The organism is Serratia sp. HNCC26DJ244, assembly GCF_057180565.1.
Genome location: NZ_JBXUGO010000017.1, coordinates 79,180 through 105,083, shown reverse-complemented (window position 1 = coordinate 105,083; position 25,904 = coordinate 79,180). Strand labels below are relative to the sequence as shown.

General features: G+C 50.2%; 23 protein-coding genes. 3 read left to right on the top strand and 20 right to left on the bottom strand.

Annotated elements, in window-relative coordinates:
* Positions 1–8 precede the first annotated feature (8 nt).
* Genes hemG through pepQ form a run of 4 tightly spaced genes read right to left on the bottom strand, consistent with a single transcriptional unit; the run spans position 9 to position 3,996 of the window.
* The gene (gene hemG, locus AC2A06_RS14030; protein ID WP_023491992.1) at positions 9–542 is read right to left on the bottom strand and encodes a menaquinone-dependent protoporphyrinogen IX dehydrogenase; all 534 of its coding nucleotides are present in this window, start codon (positions 540–542) and stop codon (positions 9–11) included.
* A 21-nt stretch (positions 543–563) separates the two neighbouring features.
* Positions 564–2,015 (bottom strand): Trk system potassium transporter TrkH, encoded by a 1,452-nt coding sequence (gene trkH, locus AC2A06_RS14025; protein ID WP_023491993.1) that lies wholly within the window; start codon positions 2,013–2,015, stop codon positions 564–566.
* Between the two features lie 35 nt (positions 2,016–2,050).
* Entirely contained in the window at positions 2,051–2,665 is a 615-nt protein-coding gene (locus AC2A06_RS14020) for an IMPACT family protein (protein WP_484380692.1), read from the bottom strand.
* Complete coding sequence (gene pepQ / locus AC2A06_RS14015) at positions 2,665–3,996, bottom strand: Xaa-Pro dipeptidase (RefSeq protein ID WP_484380691.1); 1,332 nt, start codon at positions 3,994–3,996, stop codon at positions 2,665–2,667. Before pepQ ends, AC2A06_RS14020 begins: the two co-directional genes overlap by 1 nt.
* A gap of 328 nt (positions 3,997–4,324) precedes the next feature.
* Here pepQ and fadB point away from each other — a divergent pair, with 328 nt between their 5' ends.
* Both fadB and fadA read left to right on the top strand, forming a co-directional pair.
* Entirely contained in the window at positions 4,325–6,517 is a 2,193-nt protein-coding gene (fadB, locus tag AC2A06_RS14010) for a fatty acid oxidation complex subunit alpha FadB (protein WP_484380690.1), read from the top strand.
* Between the two features lie 10 nt (positions 6,518–6,527).
* Positions 6,528–7,691: an acetyl-CoA C-acyltransferase FadA gene (fadA, locus tag AC2A06_RS14005; RefSeq protein WP_484380689.1), complete on the top strand. Its 1,164-nt coding sequence runs from the start codon at positions 6,528–6,530 to the stop codon at positions 7,689–7,691.
* Positions 7,692–7,910: 219 nt separating this feature from the next.
* Here the strand turns inward: fadA and fre are convergent, their stop codons facing one another.
* From fre to pepE, 3 genes are read right to left on the bottom strand one after another with little or no spacing between them, the layout of a single operon-like run.
* Positions 7,911–8,612, bottom strand: coding sequence for an NAD(P)H-flavin reductase (fre, locus tag AC2A06_RS14000; protein ID WP_484380688.1), 702 nt, complete (start codon positions 8,610–8,612; stop codon positions 7,911–7,913).
* Between the two features lie 49 nt (positions 8,613–8,661).
* The gene (gene ubiD, locus AC2A06_RS13995; protein ID WP_484380687.1) at positions 8,662–10,182 is read right to left on the bottom strand and encodes a 4-hydroxy-3-polyprenylbenzoate decarboxylase; all 1,521 of its coding nucleotides are present in this window, start codon (positions 10,180–10,182) and stop codon (positions 8,662–8,664) included.
* Between the two features lie 54 nt (positions 10,183–10,236).
* On the bottom strand, positions 10,237–10,962 hold the full coding sequence (gene pepE / locus AC2A06_RS13990) for a dipeptidase PepE (protein WP_473196215.1): 726 nt from the start codon (positions 10,960–10,962) through the stop codon (positions 10,237–10,239).
* 396 nt (positions 10,963–11,358) lie between these two features.
* Here pepE and rfaH point away from each other — a divergent pair, with 396 nt between their 5' ends.
* Complete coding sequence (rfaH, locus tag AC2A06_RS13985) at positions 11,359–11,847, top strand: transcription/translation regulatory transformer protein RfaH (protein ID WP_023490759.1); 489 nt, start codon at positions 11,359–11,361, stop codon at positions 11,845–11,847.
* 121 nt (positions 11,848–11,968) lie between these two features.
* Here rfaH and hemB read toward each other — a convergent pair whose 3' ends face one another.
* The 13 genes from hemB to denD form a co-directional block, all read right to left on the bottom strand.
* Entirely contained in the window at positions 11,969–12,991 is a 1,023-nt protein-coding gene (hemB, locus tag AC2A06_RS13980; RefSeq protein WP_473196216.1) for a porphobilinogen synthase, read from the bottom strand.
* A gap of 14 nt (positions 12,992–13,005) precedes the next feature.
* On the bottom strand, positions 13,006–13,788 hold the full coding sequence (tatD, locus tag AC2A06_RS13975; RefSeq protein ID WP_484380686.1) for a 3'-5' ssDNA/RNA exonuclease TatD: 783 nt from the start codon (positions 13,786–13,788) through the stop codon (positions 13,006–13,008).
* 42 nt (positions 13,789–13,830) lie between these two features.
* Complete coding sequence (tatC, locus tag AC2A06_RS13970) at positions 13,831–14,598, bottom strand: Sec-independent protein translocase subunit TatC (protein WP_484380685.1); 768 nt, start codon at positions 14,596–14,598, stop codon at positions 13,831–13,833.
* A gap of 3 nt (positions 14,599–14,601) precedes the next feature.
* On the bottom strand, positions 14,602–15,138 hold the full coding sequence (tatB, locus tag AC2A06_RS13965) for a Sec-independent protein translocase protein TatB (RefSeq protein WP_484380684.1): 537 nt from the start codon (positions 15,136–15,138) through the stop codon (positions 14,602–14,604).
* A gap of 3 nt (positions 15,139–15,141) precedes the next feature.
* The gene (gene tatA / locus AC2A06_RS13960; RefSeq protein WP_473198053.1) at positions 15,142–15,402 is read right to left on the bottom strand and encodes a Sec-independent protein translocase subunit TatA; all 261 of its coding nucleotides are present in this window, start codon (positions 15,400–15,402) and stop codon (positions 15,142–15,144) included.
* Positions 15,403–15,632: 230 nt separating this feature from the next.
* A complete protein-coding gene (gene ubiB, locus AC2A06_RS13955; protein WP_023490765.1) occupies positions 15,633–17,264 on the bottom strand; it encodes a ubiquinone biosynthesis regulatory protein kinase UbiB in 1,632 nt (543 codons plus the stop codon).
* On the bottom strand, positions 17,261–17,869 hold the full coding sequence (gene ubiJ, locus AC2A06_RS13950; protein WP_484380683.1) for a ubiquinone biosynthesis protein UbiJ: 609 nt from the start codon (positions 17,867–17,869) through the stop codon (positions 17,261–17,263). The genes ubiB and ubiJ overlap by 4 nt, the downstream gene beginning before the upstream one ends.
* A gap of 13 nt (positions 17,870–17,882) precedes the next feature.
* A complete protein-coding gene (ubiE, locus tag AC2A06_RS13945) occupies positions 17,883–18,638 on the bottom strand; it encodes a bifunctional demethylmenaquinone methyltransferase/2-methoxy-6-polyprenyl-1,4-benzoquinol methylase UbiE (protein ID WP_023490767.1) in 756 nt (251 codons plus the stop codon).
* A gap of 77 nt (positions 18,639–18,715) precedes the next feature.
* Complete coding sequence (rmuC, locus tag AC2A06_RS13940) at positions 18,716–20,260, bottom strand: DNA recombination protein RmuC (protein ID WP_484380695.1); 1,545 nt, start codon at positions 20,258–20,260, stop codon at positions 18,716–18,718.
* A gap of 266 nt (positions 20,261–20,526) precedes the next feature.
* Entirely contained in the window at positions 20,527–21,855 is a 1,329-nt protein-coding gene (locus AC2A06_RS13935) for an OprD family outer membrane porin (RefSeq protein WP_484380682.1), read from the bottom strand.
* A gap of 227 nt (positions 21,856–22,082) precedes the next feature.
* On the bottom strand, positions 22,083–22,868 hold the full coding sequence (locus AC2A06_RS13930) for a histidine phosphatase family protein (protein ID WP_484380681.1): 786 nt from the start codon (positions 22,866–22,868) through the stop codon (positions 22,083–22,085).
* Between the two features lie 569 nt (positions 22,869–23,437).
* Complete coding sequence (locus AC2A06_RS13925) at positions 23,438–24,940, bottom strand: GntP family permease (protein ID WP_484380680.1); 1,503 nt, start codon at positions 24,938–24,940, stop codon at positions 23,438–23,440.
* On the bottom strand, positions 24,937–25,881 hold the full coding sequence (gene denD / locus AC2A06_RS13920) for a D-erythronate dehydrogenase (protein WP_023491154.1): 945 nt from the start codon (positions 25,879–25,881) through the stop codon (positions 24,937–24,939). Before denD ends, AC2A06_RS13925 begins: the two co-directional genes overlap by 4 nt.
* Between the last annotated feature and the right edge of the window lie 23 nt (positions 25,882–25,904).

Genomic DNA, 25,904 nt, shown 5'->3' with positions numbered 1-25,904 from the left:
GCTTTCTATCACTTTTCATGCTGAATATGGCTGAATTCCTGGGTAAAACGATCAACTTGCTGCCAGTCGGTATATTCTACTTCTTTACTAGTATCCGTTTCCCCACCCGTGATTTTCATAATAAGACGAATCATCACTCGATCTAACCAGCGGTAACGCGGATAACGCAAAGCACCGGCAAACACCGCGCACTGCTTAGGTTGCCACGGTGAGGAAAGCAAAAACTTGCGGGTATAGGCATTCGTTTGTGGTGACCGTTTCTCTGGCTTACGTGCTGTCAGATTAGTAGCAAAGAATGCACTGGGTATGTGGTTCAACTGCGTTGCATTGCGCTTAACAAACTTTTTCAGTGCCGGATGGAAACGCCCATAACGCACCGAAGCACCGATCAATATCTGTTGGTACTGCGTCAAATCAATATCGTCGGCCTGTTGCAGCGAGATAACGTCACAATTCAGCGTGTCCTGCAGTTTGTTAGCAATATAGAAAGCAATCGCTTGTGTTTGTCCATCACGGCTCGAATAAAGAATCAGTGCCTTCATGGCGATCCCCTTTGAATAATGTTAGTCACGCCAAAATGTCGGTGTGAAAAGAACCAGCAACGTAAAAACCTCTAAGCGGCCAAACAACATATTCAAAATCAAAATCCACTTTGAGGCTGGCGGCATAGTGGTAAAATTGTCAGCAACGACACCCAGTCCAGGCCCTAGGTTGTTAAGGGTAGCAGTAACAGCAGCAAAAGCTGAGAACTCATCCACCCCCGTTGCAATAATAGCCAACATGCTAACGATAAACACCAGCGCATAGGCCGAAAAGAACCCCCATATTGCTTCGAGGATACGTTCCGGCAACGCACGGTTACCTAACTTGATGGTATACACGGCATTCGGATGCACTAGCCGCTTCAGTTCGCGCGAGCCTTGTAGATATAACAATAAGATGCGGATCACTTTGAGCCCGCCCCCCGTTGACCCCGCACAACCCCCAATAAATGAGGCACACAATAGCAATATTGGCAAAAACAGCGGCCATTGTGAAAAGCTATCGGTGGTGAAGCCTGCGGTACCTGCCATGGAAACCACTTGAAAGAATGCCTGATTAATAGTTTCCATGCCGGTTTTATAGACGCCATGCCACCACAATATAACAATGCACAGAAAAATCAGCGTGAACTGCACCGCAATATACATGCGGAACTCCAAATCTCGCCAATAGATTTTCAAGCTACGTCCAGTTAACAGCGCAAAATGCAGGCCGAAGTTGCAGCCAGATATTAATAGGAAGATACCTATAATGGTATTAATGGTTGGGCTGGCGAAGTAGCCAATACTGGCATCGTGGGTAGAGAAACCACCAATTGCAATCGTCGAAAAGCTATGGCCGATGGCATCAAACGCTGACATGCCCGCCGCCCACAAGGCAAGGGCACAAACAACGGTCAGTAATAGATAGATCAGCCATAAGGTTTTAGCGGTTTCAGCAATCCGCGGCCGCATCTTGTTGTCTTTCAGTGGGCCCGGCATTTCAGCACGATATAGTTGCATACCACCAACCCCCAGAATAGGCAGTATGGCTACAGCCAGTACAATAATCCCCATCCCCCCCAGCCACTGCAGCATTTGGCGATAAAACAGAATCGCCTTAGGCAAGGAATCCAAGCCAACCAACGTTGTCGCTCCCGTGGTGGTTAAACCAGAGAAGGATTCAAAAAACGCATCAGTCAACGTTAAATTGGGATATTCAGAAAATAGAAATGGCAATGCTCCAACGCTACCTAGCACGGTCCAGAACAACACCACTATCAAAAAACCTTCACGCTGCTTGAGTTCGTGTTTCTGTTTACGATTTGGCCACCAGAGAACCAAGCCAATCGTCACTGCAACCACAAAGGTCTGGCTGAAAGCACGTCCTGCACCATCTCGGTATATCAATGACACCAAGCCCGGAATAAACATCGTTCCGGAAAACAGAATAACCAAGAGTCCCACGATACGGGTTATAGAGCGAAAATGCATTCCAGCACGATCCTTAACCATTTAGTTGACGGTAACTATTGCGAGATAGGGATTAAGTGCAAACTTCCGCGGCTAAGATCACGCAATTTATTCCCGAATATCTCAGTGACTGTGGCTGGTAATGTTATGTGTAGCACAACAGCAACACCATATTCCCCATGAATAATGTGTCCTTCACTGTGCTGAATAAGATTTTCAACCAATGCCAACTGGGCATAATCGCACTGCAAAGTATAGGCAATCTGTGGGATCTTGTAGCTGACAACCAGTTGTTTTAGTGCCTGTTGTACTCCACTGCCATAAGCTCTCACCAAGCCACCCGTACCTAATTTAACCCCACCGTAGTAGCGCACGACGACGGCGGTAATTTCACCAATACCGCTCCCCATCAATTGAGCCAGGATAGGTTTACCCGCCGTACCAGAAGGTTCGCCATCATCCGAAAAACCCAATTGCTGCGAATCATTGGGGGCACCAGCAACAAAAGCCCAGCAGTGATGCCGGGCGGTGGGGTGTTCTGCACGAACCTGCTGGATGAAAGCTTTCGCTGCATCTACCCCACAAGTTGGTGCCAGCAAGGTGATAAAGCGGCTCTTTTTTATCTCTTCACTGACGCTGATAGCCGCATCGGGGATCAAGTAAGGTTCCATCAAGACAGATGAAGGTCTCGTGTCATATTCTCGATACACTTGTCATGAATCACAATATTGTCCTCAATACGAATGCCACCAAAAGGTTTCAGGGCATCAATACGATCCCAAGCAAAATGTTTGCTAAATGCACCGTTACGCCATGGTGCCAACAGTGATTCAATAAAGTACAACCCGGGTTCGATAGTCAACACCATACCTGGCTGTAATACGCGCGTACAACGCAAGAAAGGATGTTTAGCCGGTGCTGCGAGTTGAGTGCCCTCCTCATCTTGCATAAATCCCGCCACATCATGTACCTGCAACCCAAGCGGATGGCCTAAGCCATGTGGCAGGAACGGGCTGGTAATCTCTTGCTCTACCATGGCCTCTTCACTAAGACCATTCACCAGCTTATGGTTTTTCAGTAGTTTGGCAATTCGCTGATGCATCTGCAGATGATAGTCGGTATAGCGTACCCCGGCTTTCATAGTATCAATTAAAGCCAATTGTTCACTATTAAGGTCTTTCACCAATCTGGCGAAAGCATTATCACTCTGCCCAGCATAAGTACGAGTCAGATCGGCAGCATAGCCGTTATATTCAGCACCCGCATCAATCAAAAAGCTGCGTAACTCGGCAGGGGGCTGTTGCTCCAGTTTGGTGTAATGCAACACGGCGGCATGCTCATTGAGAGCCACTATATTATCGTAGGGTACGTCGGTATCACGGTGCCCTGTTGCCGTCAGATAAGCCTGATTTATATCAAACTCACTCAGACCAGATTGAAATGCCTCATAAGCCGCACGATGGCCTATGACCGCCATCTTCTGCGCTTCACGCATACAGGCCAACTCATAAGCCGTTTTGCACGAACGATGAAAATCAAGGTAATTCAACACTGCTTGTGGATTGATATTTTCCTCGGCAATACCCAGGGAAAGTGCGCGCTGTGGTGCATAACCGATATAGCCTACACGCCCGCGCTGTGGTGGCAGTTGGCTGCCGATGTCATCCGCCTTAACCAGCGGCAGTAATTCAACGGATTGGGTCCAGAAACTGTTCGGTAATGGCTCAACGCTATGCCAATAATCCACTGGGGAATAAAACCAAAGCTTGGGTTTGTTAACACCATCAACCCATAACCAACAATTCGGTACGGAAGTCACTGGCACCCAGGCTTTAAAGTGGGCGTTCACTTTAAACGGATAGTATTGGTCATCCAGAAATACCCGTTGTAGTTCCCCGGAATGAATCAGCAACGCATCCAGCTTGTTACGTGCTAATACCTCACAAGCCCGTTTTTGCAGTGCTACCAGGTGGTCGTTATACAAAGCAGCCAGTGTTTCCATCGCAATACCTTTATCCCCTCAGAACGGAAGAGAGCATCTTAACATACTGATCCTGTGCGCCAACCCCATCACCTTGTGCCTATGGTATGTTCACCAAACCACCATCACCCCGTGACATAAGGCAATGAAAACCGCTCCGAAACCAACACAATTTCCAATGGCATTGCTTGCACAACCATAAAAAACACCATATATCAGTAAATTATACATTTTTCCTGTGATCAGGTTTGCAAATATCCACTCTGTAATTTGCATATTTTTAACATAAAAACCACACTTCTTATTATCTGGTCGTACCAGATAACACCTGCAGACTCAGGAGAAAGACATGCTCTACCAAGGCGAAACATTGCAAGTACAGTGGCTCGACAACGGCATTGCCGAGTTAGTATTCAACGCGCCAGGCTTGGTCAACAAGCTCGATACCGGCACGGTGGCCAGTCTCGGGGCTGCACTTGATGTGCTGGAACAACAGACCGAGCTGAAAGGGCTACTGCTGCGCTCCTCCAAAGCCGCCTTTATTGTTGGGGCTGATATCAACGAATTTCTCTCACTGTTTGCGGCTCCAGCTGAACAACTTCATCAGTGGCTGCGGTTTGCCAATGCCATCTTTAATCGCCTGGAAGACTTGCCGGTACCGACTATCGCTGCCATTAACGGCTACGCCTTGGGGGGCGGCTGTGAATGTGTTCTGGCGACAGATTTTCGTATCGCTTCGCCAGATGTGCGTATCGGTCTGCCGGAAACCAAGCTGGGTATTATGCCGGGATTTGGCGGTTCCGTGCGTTTACCTCGTCTGTTAGGCAATGACAGCGCACTGGAAATCATTACCGCCGGCAAAGATATTGATGCTCAAGAAGCCCTTAAAGTCGGTCTGATCGATGCGGTGGTCGCTAACGAGAGATTGCCTGAAGCGGCGCTAAAAATGCTACAACTGGCGATTAATGGTCAGCTTGACTGGCGTGCTCGCCGCCAACCGAAACTGGAACCGCTAAAACTTAATGCGACCGAAGCAGCAATGAGCTTCACCACAGCCAAAGGGCTGGTGTTGCAGCATGCGGGGACGCATTACCCAGCCCCCATGGTGGCCGTAAAAACGATTGAAGCCGCCGCCAAGCTGGGCCGTGATGAAGCACTAGAATTGGAAACCGCCAGCTTTGTGCCTTTAGCCGGCTCTAGCGAAGCCCGTGCTTTAGTGGGCATTTTCCTCAATGAGCAGTTCGTCAAAGGCAAAGCCAAGAAACTGGCGAAAAACATTGAAGCACCACAGCAAGCGGCGGTATTAGGGGCCGGGATTATGGGGGGCGGAATCGCCTATCAATCGGCACTGAAAGGTGTGCCGGTCATAATGAAAGACATCAATGACAAATCCTTGGCGCTTGGCATGAGTGAAGCCGCCAAGCTCCTGAACAAGCAACTGGCTCGTGGCAAATTGGATGGTCTGAAGATGGCGCAAGTGTTATCAACCATTCAGCCCCGTCTTGATTACGCCGGTATTGAACGTGCACAACTGATTGTTGAAGCTGTAGTCGAAAACCCGAAAGTGAAAGCCGCCGTGCTGTCAGAAGTAGAAGCGTTGGTTGGTGAAGAGACTATTCTGGCTTCTAACACCTCAACCATCCCGATTAGTCAGTTGGCAAAATCATTGCAGCGGCCACAGAATTTCTGCGGTATGCACTTTTTTAATCCCGTGCCTCGCATGCCTTTGGTAGAAATTATTCGTGGTGAACAGAGCAGTGACCACACGATTGCCGCCGTTGTCGCTTACGCCATCCGCATGGGCAAAACACCGATAGTGGTCAACGATTGCCCAGGGTTCTTCGTTAACCGCGTGTTGTTCCCCTATTTTTCCGGTTTTAGCCTGCTACTGCGCGATGGGGGGAATTTCCGCCAGATCGACAACGTGATGGAAAAACAGTTTGGCTGGCCAATGGGCCCGGCTTACCTGTTAGACGTTGTCGGCATTGATACCGCCCACCATGCGCAGGCCGTCATGGCCAGCGGTTTCCCTGAGCGTATGAGCAAGAATTACCGTGATGCCATCGACGTTATGTTTGATCACCAACGTTACGGTCAAAAAAACCAGTTGGGCTTCTACCGTTACAGCCAGGACAGCAAAGGAGCACCACGTAAAGAGTACGACCAGCAAACCGATACGCTGTTGGCTGCAACCAGCCAATCCGCTCAGGACTTCAGCAGTGACGAGATCATCGCTCGGATGATGATCCCCATGATTAACGAAGTGGTTCGTTGCCTGGAGGAAGGTATCGTCGCCAGCCCGGCTGAGGCAGATATGGCACTGGTTTATGGCATTGGGTTCCCTCCGTTTCATGGTGGTGCATTCCGCTATCTGGATACGATCGGTACCGCTAATTATGTCAAAATGGCACAGCATTACGCTTATCTGGGGCCTCAGTACCAGGTTCCAGCCGGTCTGCTCACCAAAGCAGAACGTAACGAAAGCTACTACCCGGTGGTGACAGCGGCGCTGTCTGACTTTTCCACTGGCCAACCGGCATAAGGTCATAACGATGGAAAATGTAGTCATTATTGATGCAGTGCGGACCCCAATGGGCCGCTCAAAAGGGGGCGCTTTCCGTCAGGTCCGTGCTGAAGCGCTTTCTGCTCACCTGATGCGTGCCCTGTTGAGCCGTAATCCTGCGGTTAACGCCGCTGAAATTGATGATATTTACTGGGGCTGTGTACAACAAACGTTGGAACAGGGCTTTAATATCGCCCGTAACGCCTCGCTGTTAGCGGAGATCCCGCATAGTGTCCCGGCTGTGACGGTGAACCGTTTATGCGGTTCCTCCATGCAAGCTTTACATGACGCAGCTCGCATGATCATGGTCGGTGACGCGCATATCAGTCTGATTGGCGGTGTAGAGCATATGGGCCATGTCCCCATGAACCATGGTGTGGATTTCAACCCAAATTTAAGCCGCAACGTAGCAAAAGCCGCCGGAATGATGGGCCTAACCGCAGAACTATTAGCCAAAATGCACCACATCAGCCGAGAGATGCAGGATCAATTTGCCGCTCGCTCCCACCAACGGGCTTATGCCGCAACGCAATCAGGCTATTTTAAACATGAAATTGTGCCCACCCTCGGCCACGATGCTAACGGTGTCATGATAGCTTATGACTATGATGAAGTTATCCGCCCGGAAACCACGGTTGCCAATCTAGCCGCGCTCCCCACTGTGTTCGATCCAGTAAACGGTACGGTAACGGCGGGGAGCTCTTCAGCCCTGTCTGATGGGGCGTCAGCCATGCTTGTCATGAGTGAGTCGCGCGCTAAAATGCTCGGTTTGAAAGCCCGTGCACGTATCCGCTCAATGGCGGTCGTTGGCTGCGATCCGTCAATGATGGGTTATGGCCCGGTCCCCGCCAGTAAGCTGGCATTAAAACGCGCGGGGCTGAATGTTCAGGATATTGATCTATTTGAATTGAATGAAGCTTTTGCTGCCCAGTCACTGCCCTGTATTAAAGATCTGGGGCTGCTGGAATGCCTAGACGACAAGGTTAACCTGAACGGCGGTGCCATTGCACTTGGCCATCCATTAGGCTGTTCTGGGGCTCGCATCTCGACCACCTTGCTGAACAATATGGAACGATGTGATGCACAGTTCGGGCTGGCCACGATGTGTATTGGTCTAGGTCAGGGCATTACCACGATATTTGAACGCGTCTGAGAGGAGCCCCAAGCGGGCATCTTGACGGTTTGCTTACCTTCCCCGCTAGTCAGCGGGGATTTTTCAGCCTGCAGTTTGAATGGTGCCGGGTATATACCCAAGTTCATTCAAGTTGCAGGTAGGCGGCAACTGAGTGAGTCCCCAGGAGCTTACTCAAGTAAGTGACTGGGGTGAGTGAAAGCAGCCAACAACCCTGCAGTTTGAATGGTGCCGGGTATATTAGATAAACGAAAAAGCATCACCATACATATGCGCTTCCAATGCACCACGTTCAGCGCAAAAAAGCTCACGGGCGATTTTCGCCATCTCAAAACGACCTGCGATATAGATGTCATGCTCCGCCAATGAACCGAAATCCTGCATGACAGCACTTAATACGGTACCACTGCGACCATGCCAGCCAGCATCTGACTGCTCGACCACCGGAATCACCTTCAGGTTCGGGTACTGTTGTGAGAGCGCTTCCAACTCACTCAGATCATAAAGATGCTTCAGCTCACGCCCTCCCCAATAAATGGAGATATCACGGTCAGGTTGCTGTTCAAGGGCGGTCAGTAGAATGGAGCGCACGTAAGAGAATCCGGTGCCACCAGCAATCAGCACCAACGGGCGTTGACTCTCTTCACGCAACCAGGCATCACCATGGGGAATATCAACCGTAATCGCTTGCTCTTTCAGCACCCGGTCCATGACCGCCATCGCATACAAATTAAGCTCTGAAGCACCAATGTGCAGCTCAATGTACTCTTGTTGCTGCGGAGTAGAGGCCACAGAGAACGGACGTTTGTCACGCTCGTCCATCACAACCATCAAGTATTGCCCGGCTTTGAACGAAAACGGGGTTTCTGGTACTAAACGTACCCGGTACACGGTATCAGTAATGGCCTCGACGGAGGTCACTTTGCAGTTCAATATTGTCATGAGTTCCCTCTGTGGGTCATCAATACCAGACAGCGAACAGAGCCTAATGCTAAAGCGTCGGTTCGTTGTCACTGAATATGGCAAGCTCATCCCAGATTTCATCAATGCGCGCACGCACTTTCTCATCCATCTGAATCGGACGGCCCCACTCACGCTGAGTTTCTCCCGGCCATTTATTGGTGGCATCCAGGCCCATCTTCGACCCCAGACCGGAAACCGGCGAGGCAAAATCCAGATAATCGATCGGTGTATTCTCTAGCAATACCGTATCTCTTGCAGGATCCATCCTCGTGGTGATCGCCCAAATCACATCATTCCAATCACGAGCATTTACGTCATCGTCACATACAATAACAAACTTGGTGTACATAAACTGACGCAGGAACGACCATACTCCCATCATGACGCGTTTAGCATGCCCGGCGTACTGTTTTTTGATGGTCACCACCGCCAAGCGATAGGAACAACCTTCCGGCGGCAGGTAAAAATCAACAATCTCCGGAAACTGTTTTTGCAGTATCGGCACAAACACTTCATTCAAGGCGACACCCATCACTGCGGGCTCATCCGGTGGGCGGCCGGTATAAGTTGAATGATAAATAGCATTACGCCGCTGGGTTATATGAGTCACGGTCAATACCGGGAAGTGATCGACTTCGTTATAGTAACCAGTATGGTCACCATAAGGGCCTTCTGCCGCCATTTCCCCGGGCTCGATATAACCTTCCAGCACAATTTCCGCACTGGCCGGGACTTCGAGATCATTAGAAAGGCATTTGACCACTTCCGTCCGATTACCGCGCAGTAAACCAGCGAACGCATATTCAGACAGATTATCTGGCACCGGTGTCACCGCCCCAAGAATCGTGGCGGGGTCAGCCCCCAGAGCAACCGCAACGGGGAAACGCTCCCCCGGGTGCGCTTGGCACCACTCCTGATAATCCAGTGCACCACCACGGTGGGAGAGCCAGCGCATAATCAGCTTATTCTTGCCTAGTACCTGCTGACGATAGATGCCCAGATTCTGGCGCTCTTTGTGCGGCCCACGCGTTACCGTCAGCCCCCAGGTGACCAAAGGTGCGACGTCTTCCGGCCAACAATGCATCACAGGAATACGGGCAAGATCAACTTCTTCACCCTGCCAAACCTGCTCCTGGCACGGGGCAGAACCCAGTACCTTGGTGGGCATATTCAACACTTGCTTGTATTTCGGCACTTTCTCGTAGAAGTCACGGAAACCTTTAGGTGGTTCTGGCTCTTTGAGAAACGCCAATAACTGGCCCACTTCACGCAGTGCGCTGACGTCTTCCTGTCCCATCCCCATCGCAACCCGCTTTGGCGTACCAAATAGATTGCACAATACTGGCATGTCGTAACCCTTCGGATTTTCAAACAACAATGCCGGGCCGCCCGCACGCAACGTGCGGTCAGCAATTTCTGTCATTTCCAGATAGGGATCAATCGGCTGGCTAATGCGTTTTAGCTCCCCTCTCTTTTCCAGCAATGAGAGGAAGTCGCGTAAATCTCGGTATTTCATGCTGAACTTTATCATGACCTGTGAGAGAGGCATTATAAGGCCTCTTCTCAGTTACTGCTGCAATTTTGTTAAACAAAAGTCAACATGTTAGTAGCAAGTGAATGGCACCAACGATCGCAAGGCCGAGGTATCGGCATATTCCTGCGTTTCTACCCCGTGACGGAAGACTTTGAAACCCTGCTCTCTGGCACTGAAATAATGCAAATCGTTACCACAAACCTGTAACAGGCTCCCTTCGCGCAGCGCTATCACCGACTCACTGGGGTTAATCGCACAAAACTCTGCCAGACGCTCATCTCGCGTCTCACCCAAATGGCCGCTGATATGGGCATCAATATAGTGTGGGTTAATCTGTACCGGGAACAACCCCAACGCCGGTAAAACCACACTGTTGCGCACCGGCATATCGTTGGTGGTACGGATACTCGGCGTCGCCACGTTACAACCCGCACTCCAACCCACATAAGGGACATGGCGTTCACGCACCGCTCGTTGGATTGGCACAATCAAACCATTTTCATGCAGCATCTGGTTGAGTATCCAGGTATTTCCCCCACTAACCAGAATACATTCAGCCTGGGCTATCGCCTCTGCCGGTGACTCAGCGTGATTAATGTTATCCACTTTGATACCCAGCGTATTGGCCAACTCTTGAGCACGCTGATGTTGGTCACCACGGACCATGGCATAAGGAATAAATACCGCAGAAGTGATATGACGGCGAGCAATCATTGCTAACAGTTGGTTTTTGGCATAACCGAGCAACTCCGCTTCAGCGGAAAGCTTGCCATTACTCAGCAAAAAAAGTTCCATATTCCCTCTCGATTCAAGAACGCGAATAACGTCACATTGGGCATCGGGTACGCTTGCCATACGGTGACAACCACAAATTTAAAGCCTAGTGTTATACCTGAACTGAGCAAACAAATATGTGACTTTCCGCTGACTCCCCCATAAACTCGCTATCCCCACCGTCATTCAAGCAACGACTATACTGTAGATATTGCACTTCGGTCATGAAATAAAAAAACAATAATATCAAATAGAAATGCTACAAGGCGGGGAGCCCTGTTTAAATCCGCTTATTTTTTCACCTACAAATCAGGTGAAATAAGGAGTTATCTGAATTTTCATCCGACCCTCAGGTTATTTAGGTATCCCGAGTGGATTTTGGTATGCTTAGCCGTTGGCAGAAAGGCGTGTGAAACTATGAAATCTTGGTATTTACTTTATTGTAAACGCGGCCAATTGTTACGGGCGCAGGAACATCTGGTACGACAACTCGTTGGCTGCTTTAGCCCGATTATCAAGTTGGAGAAAATTATTCGCGGCAAACGTACTGTTGTCAGCGAACCGTTATTTCCCAATTATCTGTTTGTGGAGTTCGATCCGGAAATCATTCACACCACCACCATCAGCGCCACCCGTGGCGTAAGCCATTTTGTGCGTTTTGGTGCCTTACCCGTTCAGATACCCGTGCAAGTGGTCGAGGAACTACAGGCATATAGCGGCGAACACTTTATTGACCCGCAGACACCACAGCCAGGCGACGCAGTGGTGATTACCAATGGTATGTTTGAGGGCCTATACGCCATTTATAGTGAACCCGATGGTGAGGCGCGCTCCATGCTGCTACTGAATCTGGTCAATAAGCAAATTAACCAGAGTATTGATAACCGGCAATTTCAAAAATTATAACGTTTCAAAAGCTATAACGTTTCAAAAACACTAACGCCTTCAAGCAAGAAAATCTCACCGGCGCCATCCACCCGGTAGCGGATGAATGACGGCCGAGATATTCCCTGCTTAACGTTAACGATTAACGACGCATCGCATCGTCATGCAACCATTGTGCGACACGTTTAGCAAAATAAGTGAGTACGCCATCGGCACCTGCCCGCTTGAAGCACAACAGCGACTCCATGATCGCCGGTTGCTCCTGTAGCCAACCATTCTGGATCGCGGCCATATGCATCGCGTATTCACCAGAAACCTGATAGGCAAAGGTCGGTACTCCGAAGGTCTCTTTTACCCGATGAACCACATCAAGATAAGGCATTCCAGGTTTTACCATCACCATGTCTGCGCCTTCTTGCAGATCCTGAGCAATTTCCTGTAGCGCTTCGTCACTGTTAGCCGGGTCCATCTGATAAGTCTTTTTATTACCGCCCTTGAGGTTACCACTCGAGCCCAGCGCATCACGGAAGGGGCCGTAATAGCATGAAGCATATTTGGCTGAATAGGCCATAATCTGGGTATTCACCAAACCTTGTAATTCCAGTTGGTCACGAATAGCCCCAATGCGGCCATCCATCATATCGCTCGGGGCAACAATCTCTGCGCCTGCCTCCGCATGCGAGAGTGCCTGGCGTACTAGAATGTCTTTACTGATATCGTTGATCACATAGCCATGTTCGTCGATCACCCCATCCTGCCCATGAGTGGTATAGGGATCGAGGGCAACATCGGTCAGTATGCCCAACTCAGGAACAGCCTCTTTCAATGCTCGCACTGTGCGCTGTACCAGACCTTGCGGGTTATAGGCTTCCTCTGCCTGCAGTGACTTCAAGCTCGGTTCAATCACTGGGAACAAGGAGAGTACCGGCACCCCCAGTTTAACCAAGGCTTCCGCTTCTTTGAGCAAGAGATCGATAGTCATGCGTGAAACACCTGGCATTGAGGCAACCGCCTCTTGGCGATTGGTCCCTTCCATCACGAATACCGGGTAAATCAGATCATTAACCGTTAACTGATTTTCTGCCATCAGGCGGCGGCTGAAATCATAACGGCGCATACGGCGCATACGGCGACCAGGAAAGGCACCCGGAAATGCATAACTCATACTTTTCTCCTCACTTAGCCCAGCCGGAATACTCGGCGGGCGTTCTCATCCGTTTTCTTGCCTAACCACGTTGGATCCTCACCACGCCAAGCAGCAACCTGCTGAACAATATGGGGTAAAAAACCCGGTTCGTTGCGGCGGGATGCGGGTTTAGGCTTTAGATCCCGCGGCAGTAAATAAGGTGCATCTGTTTCCAGTAACAAACATTCAGCGGGAATAAGCGGCAACAAGGCACGCAATTCAAGCCCTCGACGCTCATCACAGACCCACCCCGTAATGCCTATCGACAGACCCAACGCTAAACAGCTGCGCAATTCTTCGGCGCTACCAGTAAAGCAGTGCACCACTGCGGCAGGCAGTTTATCTAACCAAGGCTCCAGCAACGCAACAAAACGTGCGTGTGCCTCACGGCAATGCAGGAATACCGGTAAGTTGAGCTCGGCCGCCAATGCTAACTGGGCACTGAATGCCGCTTCCTGTTGCGCCGGGGTAGAAAAGTTGCGATTAAAATCCAGCCCACACTCGCCTATTGCCACAACTTCAGGCTGCTCGGCCAGTTGGCAAATTTGCCGTGCCACCTCAGGGTTCCATGTACTGGCATCATGGGGATGCACACCAGCAGTAGACCAACAATAGCCAGGGTATAGCTGCGCCATCAGGCTGGCTTTAGCACTTTGCGGTGCATTGGTCCCGGTAATCAGCATACCGGTAACCCCCGCACTGCGGGCATCTTCAACCACCTGTGGAGCATCTTTGGCAAATTGTGAACTGGTAAGATTAACACCAATATCAAACATGATTTTTCCAAAGCAAAACCGCCCATCAGGGCGGCTCAGATATCAGGCTGCTGGCGGTTCTTCGCCTTCATCTTCTTCTGCGGGGTTACGCCGTTTCCCGACATAAAAGCGGGCACAGAACACACCAACCTCAAATAGCAGATACATTGGGATAGCCAGCAAGGTTTGCGAAAACACATCCGGTGGCGTCAATAGCATACCAACGACGAAAGCACCGACCAGCACATACGGCCGTTTTTTTCTCAGGTCTTCAGGTGTGGTCACGCCACTCCAACACAGCAGAATAATCGCGACCGGCACTTCAAAGGCGATGCCAAAGGCCATAAACAGCGCCATGACAAAACTAAGGTAATTACTGATATCGGTGGCAATCAAAACGCCAGCGGGAGCGGTCTTGGCAAAGAAGCCAAACGCCAGCGGGAAGACGATAAAATAGGCGAATGCCATTCCCAAATAAAATAACAAGCTGCTGGATACCAATAACGGCATCATCATACGACGTTCATGCTGATACAAGGCGGGGGCTATAAACGCCCAGACCTGATACAGAATGATTGGCGCGGCGAAAATAACCGAAACCATCATCGTCAACTTGATTGGGGTAAAAAACGGTGACGCCACATCAGTGGCAATCATACTCGCCCCAGCAGGCATTTGCTTAATCAGGGGTGCAGACACCAACTGGTAAATGTCGTTGGCAAAAAACACCAACACCAGAAAGACCACCAGAACGCTGATGATCGAATTCAACAATCGCTTACGCAGTTCGATCAAATGACTGATCAACGGTTGAGTATCTTCAACGGTCATGTTTTAACGTTCGCCACGAGGTTGTTGAGAGGCAGGGGGGGTATCAGCCACCGGCTGCTGAATGGCCTGCATTGCAGGGCCTTCCGACGGAACGGCTGAGGGGGCTGTCTCTGTTGACGTCACTCCCTCCACCGGTGTTGCTGTCGAAGAGGCCTTGACCCCTTCGGCTAAATTCACACCATCATGGATGGCCTCAGGATCGACTGCCTGCGGGTTATGAATGGTATGCGGTGCTTCATTGTTATCAGTGTGGTAAGAGCGTTGAAGCGATTCTGCCGCCTCTTTCAATTCTTCCATCGACGCTTTAAGTTCCGGCGTCAAATTCTGCAAGCCTGCCTTCTCTACTTTCTTGAGACTGTCCTGCAACTCCTGCAGTTTCAATTCTTGCGAAAGCTCATTCTGCACTGAGGCGGCCAGAGAGCGTAACGCACGGATCCAACCCGCAACGGTTTTAACCGCCACAGGTAAGCGTTCAGGACCCAATACCACCAGACCAATGATCAGTACCAGCAGCAGTTCACTAAACCCAATGTCAAACACGGTTTATACCTGCTCTTTATTCTTCGACTCTTCAGCTTTCACTTCCGGCTGCTTATCAGTGATCGGCTTGGCCGTAAAGTCAGCATCATGGCTGTCTTTTTCAGTTGTATTGGCAGGCGGTGTTGTATCGTCACCAATCGCTTTTTTAAAGCCTTTGATTGATGCACCGAGGTCGGAACCGAGAGTCCGGAGTTTATTGGTACCAAACAACAGCACCACGATCACCGCGATGATCAACAATTGCCAAATACTAATACCACCCATCGTCATTACCTCAAGATAAAAAGAGTTATACCCGTCGCCATTCAAACCGCAGCGGTGTTGGCTGTTCTCGTTCACCCGAATCACTTACCCATGTAAGCTCATCGGGGCTCTCTCGTTTGCCGCCTACCTGCAACTTGAATGAACTTAGGGTATATACCCGTCGCCATTCAAACTGCAGCGGTGTTGGCTGCAACACTCATTACTGAGAGCGTAAAGCTATTTTCGTTAGGTTATCGGGTTCGTTTCCAACCGATAACCCAGGCGACAACACCCGAAGCCATCAGCCAGGGCGGAAAGACCTCAACGCCCCCCAACAATAAAATCGTACCACTGATTAGCAGTGTAGCGCCAACACCAAATAAATAACGTGATTGACCTTGGCGAACCCGATGAGCCTGCAACTGGCCTGCAAGCTGCTCAACACTTTGTTGTAACCGTTTATGTTGCTGTAGTCCATCATAGAACAATTCAGGTAGCTCCGGCAGTTTCTCAGCCCAGAATGGGGCCTTTTCTTTCAACGCCCGCAGTATGGCTGGAATACCGACCTGGTCCCGCATCCAACTTTCCAGAAATGGCTTGGCGGTGGTCCACAGGTCCAACTGAGGATAAAGCTGGCGACCCAGGCCCTCAACATACAACAGGGTCTTTTGTAACAACACCAGTTGCGGTTGCACTTCCATATTGAAGCGGCGCGCGGTATTGAATAAATTCAGCAGCACATTACCGAATGAGATCTCCGACAAAGGCTTTTCAAAAATCGGCTCGCAGACCGTACGGATAGCAAACTCAAAATCTTCCACATTGGTCTCATGGGGCACCCAACCGGAATCAACATGCAACTCGGCAACCTTGCGATAATCACGGTTAAAGAAGGCGATAAAGTTCTCTGCCAAATAACGTTTATCCTCCTTGTTCAAGGAACCGACAATGCCAAAGTCGATACCAATGTAGAGCGGATCTTCCGGATGTTCATGGCTGACAAAAATATTGCCCGGATGCATATCGGCATGAAAGAAACTGTCGCGAAATACTTGAGTAAAGAATACCTGCACCCCACGTTCTGCCAGCAGTTTCATATTGGTGTTCTGCTGTTCAAGGGCCGCAATATCTGACACTGGGATACCGTAAATCCGCTCCATCACCAAGACGCTTTCACGGCAGTAATCCGCGTAGACTTCGGGGATATACAGCATCGGGCTACCATCAAAATTACGGCGTAATTGAATGGCGTTTGCCGCTTCGCGCATCAGGTTCAATTCGTCCAGCAAAGTCTTTTCATATTCGCGTACCACCTCACGTGGGCGCAGGCGGCGACCATCGGACAGCAGTATCGGCACCCAATCCGCCAGTCGATACATCAGGCGCACATCGGCGTTGATAATCGGCCTGATATCAGGACGGATCACTTTCAACACCACCTCTTTCCCGGTACTTTTCAAGCGCGCGGTGTGCACTTGCGCAATGGAAGCAGAGGCCAACGCTTGTTGGTCAAAATCATCAAACCAGGTTTCCAGGGGGCCGCCCATCGCCTGTTCGATATATTGTCGCGCCAAATTGCCATCAAAAGGTGCGACGCGATCCTGCAATAGGGTCAGTTGATCAGCAATATGGGGTGGGAACAGATCACGACGCGTCGACATCATCTGACCAAACTTGATCCACACCGGGCCCAGCTCTTGTAAAGCCAAACGCAAGCGTTCACCCAACGTTTTATCTTTATGGCGGTTTGGCATCCAGAACAGCAGGCGGCGCCCTATACGCAACGGCAGTGTTAAACGTATTTTGGGGATCAACTCATCCAGACCATAGCTAAGAAAAACGCTGACGATCAGGTAAAGGCGGCAGATTTCGCCAGGCGTCATCGCTTACCCTCCAACTTATCTATACGAGCAATCAGTGCATCCACATGGCGGGCCACCGTATCAACCTCTTCATTAAACCACACCACTTCAAGTGCTCCTGGGGCAATGCGCCACTCTTCCGTCAGAGTTTGTGCCACATAGGCTTGCTGGTTATGCCAGCCTGATTTGAGTAAACCGGCCACTTTACTGACCGCTTGGCCAAGGCTCTCTGCTGCAATGTCCCCCACATAGGGTGCCAGCCACTCCGCTGGGTCCCATTCAGCCAGATCGAGCAACCCCACCAGTTGCTGCACCACCTGAATGTCACCGTCGACAATCAGTTCACCACTGCGTATCAGCGGGGAAAGTTGTTGGCGATCACGCAGTTTCATCAACACCGGTATGCTGGTTTTCAGCGTACAGTCAGCAACCTCTTCCGATTCGCCCAATACATCCACACACTGCTCGCTAAATACCAGCACCAAGGGTGAAGAGAGTTGTTGTAACTCAATACGTAATACTTTACCCACCAGCCGCTGGCGAGCCGCTTTCATGCTGCGGTCGCGAAACAACAAACTATTGAGCGACGTTTCCAATAGTCCGGTCAGTAGCGGGGTGAGCAACATCAGCATTTCCATATCAGAACTTGTATCCCCGATGTAACGCAACAATCCCACCGGTCAAGTTGAAATAGGTCACGTTGTCGAAACCGGCGTCGCTCATCATTCCCTTTAACGTTTCCTGATCCGGATGCATACGAATCGACTCTGCCAAATAACGGTAACTCTCTGGATCTTTCACCACCAGCTCACCAATTTTCGGCAGGATATGGAATGAATAGGCATCGTAGACTTTACTCAAGGGTTCCAACAGCGGCTTGGAGAACTCCAATACCAACAAGCGGCCACCCGGCTTGAGTACGCGAAACATGGAACGCAACGCCTTGTCTTTATCAGTGACATTACGCAAGCCAAAAGAGATGGTAATACAGTCGAAATAATTATCGGGGAAAGGGAGTGCTTCCGCATTGGCCTGTACATAGCTGATATTACCGACGATACCCTGGTCACGCAGTTTTTCGCGCCCCATCTTAAGCATCGAGTCGTTGATATCAGCCAGAATCACCTGCCCCTGTTCCCCCACCATGCGGGAAAACTTAGCGGCCAGATCACCGGTGCCCCCGGCCAGATCCAACACCCGCTGACCACGGCGTACGCCGCTACAATCAATGGTAAAACGCTTCCAGACACGGTGGATACCGAACGACATTAAGTCGTTCATCACATCATACTTTGCTGCTACCGAATGAAAAACCTTGGCCACCATGGCCTGTTTTTCAGCTCTGGCGACAGTATGAAAGCCAAAGTCGGTGGTTTCCTGCGTTTGATCTACCATTGTCTTGCCTGCTATTACGTCAATTTAGTGTCGAGAGTGTACCAGAAAGCCACGCAATACCCCACTTTCTCACCGCATCACCCTGCCGATGAGCCAGGTTGTTCTGCCCGGTGTTCACCCTCTTTAACCACCGATAATTCAGCCATATTCTCTTCTGACTCGGCGGGAGGATCCTCATACTGGGCATGGGCCCGTTGGGCCAATTGCGGGTTAATGGGCCGTTTGACCTCCACCCCCAGAGCTCGGAAGCTCTCTATCTGGCCGATAAGATTACCACGCCCCGAACTCAGTTTATTCATCGCCTGATGATAACTACTTTGCGCTTTATCCAGGCTTTGCCCCAGCGCCGACATATCATCAACAAACAGACGCATCTTGTCGTACAACCGAGCTGCGCGATCGGCGATACGCTGGGCATTCTGGCTTTGGTGTTCATAACGCCACAGGTTGGTAATGGTTCGCAATGCCACCAGCAACGTGGTTGGGCTAACCAACATAATATTGTGCTTCAAGGCTTCGCTAATCAATTCCGGTTCACGATCAATAGCCAACAGGAATGCGGGCTCCAATGGGATAAACATCAGCACATAATCCAGTGAGCGCAAGCCAGGTAGTTGCTGGTAGTCCTTGTGCCCCAATTGACGAATATGCCCGCGCAGAGAAGCAATATGTTCGCTCAATGCGACTTCCCGTTCGCTATCATCATCGCTATTGAAGTACCGCTCATAAGCCACCAGTGACATCTTGGCATCAATCACCACATCTTTACCTTGCGGCAAACGCACAATGACGTCGGGCTGCAGACGGCTTTGGTGATCCAAGCGCACATTGACCTGAGTTTGATACTCATGCCCTTCACGCAATCCGGAGGCTTCCAGCACCCGGCCCAAGACCACTTCCCCCCAGTTACCCTGAATTTTGTTATCCCCCTTCAGTGCCTTGGTCAGGTTGATCGCTTCACGCGCCATCTGCGCATTCAATTGCTGTAGATTACGTATTTCATGGGTCAATGTATGACGCTCGCGAGCTTCCTGGCCGAAACTATCTTGTACCTGGCGGCGAAAACCATCCAACTGTTCGCGTAACGGTAACAGCAGACGATCCAGACTTTGCCGGTTTTGTTCATCGACCTTACGACCACTGCTTTCAAAGATACGATTGGCCAGGTTTTCAAATTGCGTCGTCAACCGCTGTTCACTGCTGATTAATAACCGCTGTTTCTCTTCTGCAGCAATACGTGTCTCTTCCCAACGAACCGTCGCTTCACGCAGTTTCGCCTCTTGTGTACTATTGATTTCACGTTGGGCGCGCAACGCCTGATCTAATTGTTCACATTGATTACGCCAGTGATTGAGGTGCTGCAACCTTTCCTGCCCGGCGGCCAATTGGCTATGTAGTGCACGCAGTTCCAGATCATTTTGCCGTAATTGCTGTTCATAGCGCCGCACTGTCTCTTGGCTAGAGGTGGTTTCAAGCTGCGCTTGCTGCAAGGATTGCTCCAACAATCGCCTATCAGTTTCATGCAACGCTCGCTGCTGTTGCCCACGCCAACTCGCGATCACCCCCCCGATCAGTAGGCCAAAAACAACGCCACCCATAGCGTAAACCAACGTGATTTCCAACTTGCCCCCTTTTATATCGCGGGTGATACCCAGATTCATTCAAGCGGCGAAAGCACCTGGCTATAACTTAAATAAACCAAGGTATAGCGCCTTCGCACTGATTACCCGCCACGTTAAAGGGAGACTGTATGGATGTCCAGTCAGTTTTCATTAATCCTCGTCCCCACGCAAGTGAGGGTATTATTGACGGTTATTGAATGAGTTGCGGACACCTGCTTAGAGGAGCGCGCGGTAACCTGCTCAGTCACCGCGCTAATTAAGATGGGTTAGAACAGTTTGAAACGATACTCGGCGATAAATTGCGCCCCTAGTGAGTGGGATGTCTGATACTGACCATCGGATATCACCGGTGTTTTACTGCGATTTTTATAGGACCACCCCGGCCCCACCATCGCAAACACCGTCAAGTTCTTCAGCGTGGGATGAGAAGGATCCCAGCGACCAAAGACGTTGATTTCCCCGGTGCGCACCGCAACGCCTTGGTAGCTGAACTGAGCGGCGTTACCCGTCAAACCCGCCGTCAACTCCGGGGTGATTCGGTACTCAGCCCAGGCTGCCAGCATAGTTTCACCATCTCGCATATAGTCTTCACCAGAATAAGCCATGGAGGTAAAGTTTCCTCGTGAGTCCCTGGTCATATGTCGCGGATAAGACCCAAGCTCCCCCCCACCTTTAGGTGCACGGGTGTGAGAAACACCCAGCTTAAGACTCCAAAGTGGCTCCTGCCATTTAGCATCAAAGGCATAGTGGTTGGCATTATTGTCGAAATTACGCCGGTTCAGTGCCATAGATTTATAATCATCCAGCGCCTGAGTGGTATAAATCTGACTACCCAGGCTAAGTTTCTCAACCGGGTTAAAGGCGACTTTCAGGATCTGGCGGCGCAAATAATTCTGCGACTCACCATAAGCCAGTTGACCGTTAAACGGTTGACTCTTATAGCCCAATTCACCAGTGGCGAGATGATTGATATAGCGGCCCTCGTTGGTTTGTAACCGCAGACTATCAGGGGAATTACGCGCCATGGTGCGTTCCACATAAGCCCCGCGCAAGGAGAACCCGCCGCCTTCCATCCCACCCGACCACCCCAGATAGCTGGTAGGAGATAACCGGGTCGAGTTAGTGATAACGCCATAGTTACGTAGCGTTTGCCAGCCCCCTTGAGCATTCAGCGCCACACCAACGACGTCTCCTTTCAGCTTGATATAACGCTGACCAAATTTGCTAAAGCCCGTCGCATTATCTTTGTTATTACCTGAGCCATTGTTGTATAACACCCCTCGGGAATCAAAATAATCGCTAGCCCCCAGTTTTACCGCGCCGTAATAATCAACATTGATACCGATCATATCGGCCCAATAGCCGGATTGATAACCCAGTGCGAAACCTTGCCCCCAAGCACTATGGACTTTCTTCTGGTCGGTGGCATCTTCCTTGAGATATCTAAACTCATTTCTCAATGATAATTGCGCCTGACTATCAGTAAAAAATGGCGAAGTAAAAAGTGGTGATGTGAGGGCATTTTCATTTTTTGCCTGCACATGATTTGATAATAGTGATATAGCAATAGAACAACATAAAGTATATTTCTTCATTTTTTCATCCACTGAAATAGTATCGTTCCCCCTTCAGAGGGGGACTCTCATTTTCATTCAAACTGCGGTGGTGTTGGCGTTTTTTGGTTCTGCTCGTCATTATTCAAGTGGTTTGAATTATTTAGAGCATGAATAGTTCACCCTGAACTCCGCCGCTATCGGAGTCATTGTCAGTAGCATTCAAATTATTCCCCTGTAACCTGCAGATAAAGCCATTGAAAGTATAATTATTTTTTATTTATGATCTCTTTCCCTTTAGCGACATAACTCATATCACCAATATCAACCACAGTATATTTACCATCCTTATAGGTTATTTTTACTACTGCAGCATTTTTCAACGGTTTATTTTTGTTTGGACTGTCGGTCATATCAGAAAGCATCATCAGCATGGATAGCCCTGATGAGACCGAGAGAATATTTTTATCCTCATTCTTTAAAGCATTCTGTACCATGGTATCCATTGCACCTTTCATACGTGTTTTCACCTGCAATGCACTCTCTGCTTCTTTTTTTTCATCACTTTGGCTGATGACATTAACCATCGTGACAAGATCGACTTTCCCCTCAGCAATTTGTTTAAACAAAACCTCAGAGGAGGCCATACCGGCACGTTTAGCCGCAAAATCCCACATATATTTATTCGGCGTGCCCTCAAAACCACCAAAGAACATCTCACGCAAGCCGGGGAGTTCCGTGACCTTAACCGCTGACTTACCCGTCTCTTGCAGGATCACCTGCATCGTTTCCCGCTGGCGCCCTGCATCACTGGTGTAATAGCTGTCAAAGGGGATCCCTTTCAACCCGGCGCCCAAATAACGGGCAGTTTCAACACCGTCTGATGTCAACGGTGAGTCTGACCACCCTTGTACTTTATCGTAGGTATTCAGAATGGTTTTACCATGACGCGCAAAATAGATATTTATACTGTCATTTTCTGTTGCCAAAACAGGGAATGCCGAGAAAGAAGAGAGAGAAAGCATTGAAGCCAACAACCAGGTTTTAAATTTCATTTCATATTCCTTTTTGAAAGTTATCACGCAAAACAATAAGTTTCATATATACAAATACAAGAATTATATTTATGTCGATAATCTATTAATAACATCAAAACAATTCACCAGCGGTGGATTACCCCTTTTTTTGGGCAATAAAAAACCCAAACCCATAACAGTTAACTGCCATCGGGTTTGGGTTTTGCCTGTTTATACTCTGCATATTTCAAGTAGTCTGGGCGTTAGATGCATTTATTCGCACCCGTCACCTGCTGACACTTAAATAATGAGATGTAAAATAACAGTGACAATCCACTTATAAGAAAACTAACATCACCAAAGAAATAAATAAATAGAAATCAGCAAGGAAATACCAAAACGTGATCAAATCCGCACTCTATCGTCAATGATTACCGAATAGCTTAAAGTGCCCCTGTAATATAAAAGCTGACTTCTACTCAAAACAACTCAAATTGATTAAAAAGCACTCATTGAGAAAGAGAGCAGGCCTGTTAGACCCACTCTCTTTTTCTCGTTATTTCTGGTTGTTATTTCTGCTTGTTATTTCTGCTTGCTTAAATCTCTCTCTAGTTATTGTCAGGCGCGGTCTCGATAGGTGTCGGAAGCTGCTGGCGGCGTACCCCCCAGATGATGAGTGCCAACACCAACAGCGGCAAGACGGGGTCAAGCCAGGTACCGCCTGAGCCGAACAGCAGATTAAGCAGCGCCACGCTAGTGCCACCAATAGCCCAAGCGATAGTCGTGGGGATGGACCAAACCACCATCTGCTGCTTGACGTCAGAGATCCCCATCATGCGATTAACTACCCAGAACAGGCTGTCATTAAAGTAGCCGAAGAAGAGCGAGCCCATGGTGGCAGCCTGGGCAGCCAGCAGCATATTGACCCCTGGGATCTGAGCCAAGATAGGTGCCGAGATAGAGGCAGCGGTCACCATGGCCACAGTGCCCGACCCCTGGATAAGGCGTACCAGGGTCGAGACGATGAAGGGAATAAGGATCGGTGAGATGGGCAGTAGGGCGATCTGCTCGGCCAACTGCTTGCCCGCACCACTGTCACGCAGTACGGCACCCAAGGCACCACCAGCACCGGTAACCAGGAGTATGATACCGGCCGATTGCAGCCCCTCTTCCAGACGCGCGGCAGTGGTGTGGCGATCCATATGCGGTACCAGCGTATAGATAGCCAGCAGCACACTGATGGCAAGCGCAATAATAGGGTTGCCGATAAAGGTGATAACCTGAACCACCGGGTTTGACGCTAAATCACCCATCCACCCCAATTTGCCCAACGTGATACAGATGGCATTAAGAAATATGAGCCCGATCGGCAGCAATATCGGCAGCAGTGACAGGCTCAGGCTCGGTAATGGCTTGTTCTCTTTCTCCTTGAGATATTGATCAAAGGTAGCTTGCAGCTCATCCGGCTCTTTTTGCATCTGCTGACCAAATTCCGGATACTTCTTGTCGAGCCACTGAGCATATAAAACAATACCGAGCACACAGGGCACCGCCAAGGCCATACCCATCAACAACATAGAACCGATATTCACGTCAAACAGACCCGCGACGCCAAGAGGCCCGGGGGTAGGTGGTACCGTATGGTGAGTCACCACCAGCCCCCCCGCCAACGCCACCCCGAGGGTGAGCAGGGAGCGTTTACCGCTTTTTGCCAACGCTTTGGCCACCGGATAAAGGATAACGAAAGCGGAATCCACGAAGATGGGGATGCTGACAATGTAGCCAGTAATGGCCAGAGCCCACTCCTCGCGTCGTTTACCAAGCCACTTGATGAAGCTGTAGGCGATCTGCTCGGCAGCACCCGATACCTCCAGCAGACGCCCCATCATCACCCCGAGGCCAATAACCAGACCAATACTGCCTAGGGTAGAACCAAAGCCCGCAGTGATGACAGAGAGCGTCTTGTCGACACTCATGCCCCCGGTAAGGCCGGCGATGCAAGCCGCGATCAACATAGCGATCAGCGCATGGACTCGGGTGCGAACTACCAAGAATACCAAGACAAAGACCGCAATGATCAGTCCGATGATAGGCGTTGGAATAGAGCTCATGATGCCTCCTGCATGTCGTGGGTCATGAAACTGTCGATGATCCCAGCAAACGTCTTGTCTGCGATGAAACCAGCCTCGAGTGCTCGGTGGTTATCTATGCGCCCAGGCCAACTGGCAACGATGCGTTCAATGGCTGGGTCTGGAGAAAAGCTGACCCGATCACCGGCTGCCTGCCCTCCGGCCTGAGTCAACGCAGTCAGCATGTCACCGACAGTGACGCTGATACCCGGCAGGTTGATGCTACGACCATCTCCTTTGGGCAGTGTGGCCGCCAACAGGAAGTTGTGCACCACGGTGGCGGGGCTTGAGAGCCAGAGACGCAGTTCCTGGCTCACTGGGCAGATCGCTTGCTCCCCCTGTAGAGGCTCGCGGATGATGCTACTGACAAACGACGAGGCAGCCCGGTTTGGTTTGCCCGGCCGCACGCAGATGGTGGGTAAACGAAGCACCAGCCCATCGACAAATCCCTTGCGGCTGTAATCGTTGACCAAAAGCTCTCCCATCGCCTTTTGCGTGCCATAAGAGGAAGTGGGCGTGAGCGCCGTGCTGTCGTTGACCACTTCAGGCAACGGTCCACCGTAAACAGCAAGGGAACTGGTAAAGACAAAGCGAATACCCGTTCGTGCATGACGACATGCTTCAAGCAGGCTGCGGGTAGTGTCCAGATTAACCCGCCAGCCAAGGTCAAAATCCTGTTCAGCGTGGCTGCTAACGATAGCCGCCAGGTGATAAACAATGCTGGTGCGTTCGCTGATCAGCGAATCCGCTACCCCCGGCGCGGTGAGATCCGCCTGTAAGCAACGCACACGAGGATCGGCTAGAGCCTGCGGTGCCTGGATGTCTACCAACAGCAATTCGCTGAAAGGGAGAGAACTGTGCAATAGGGCATGGGCGAGTTTCTGTCCCAGAAAACCGCCTCCGCCAGTAATGATGATCTGCATCTTGCTATCCTCGGAATCGTGCG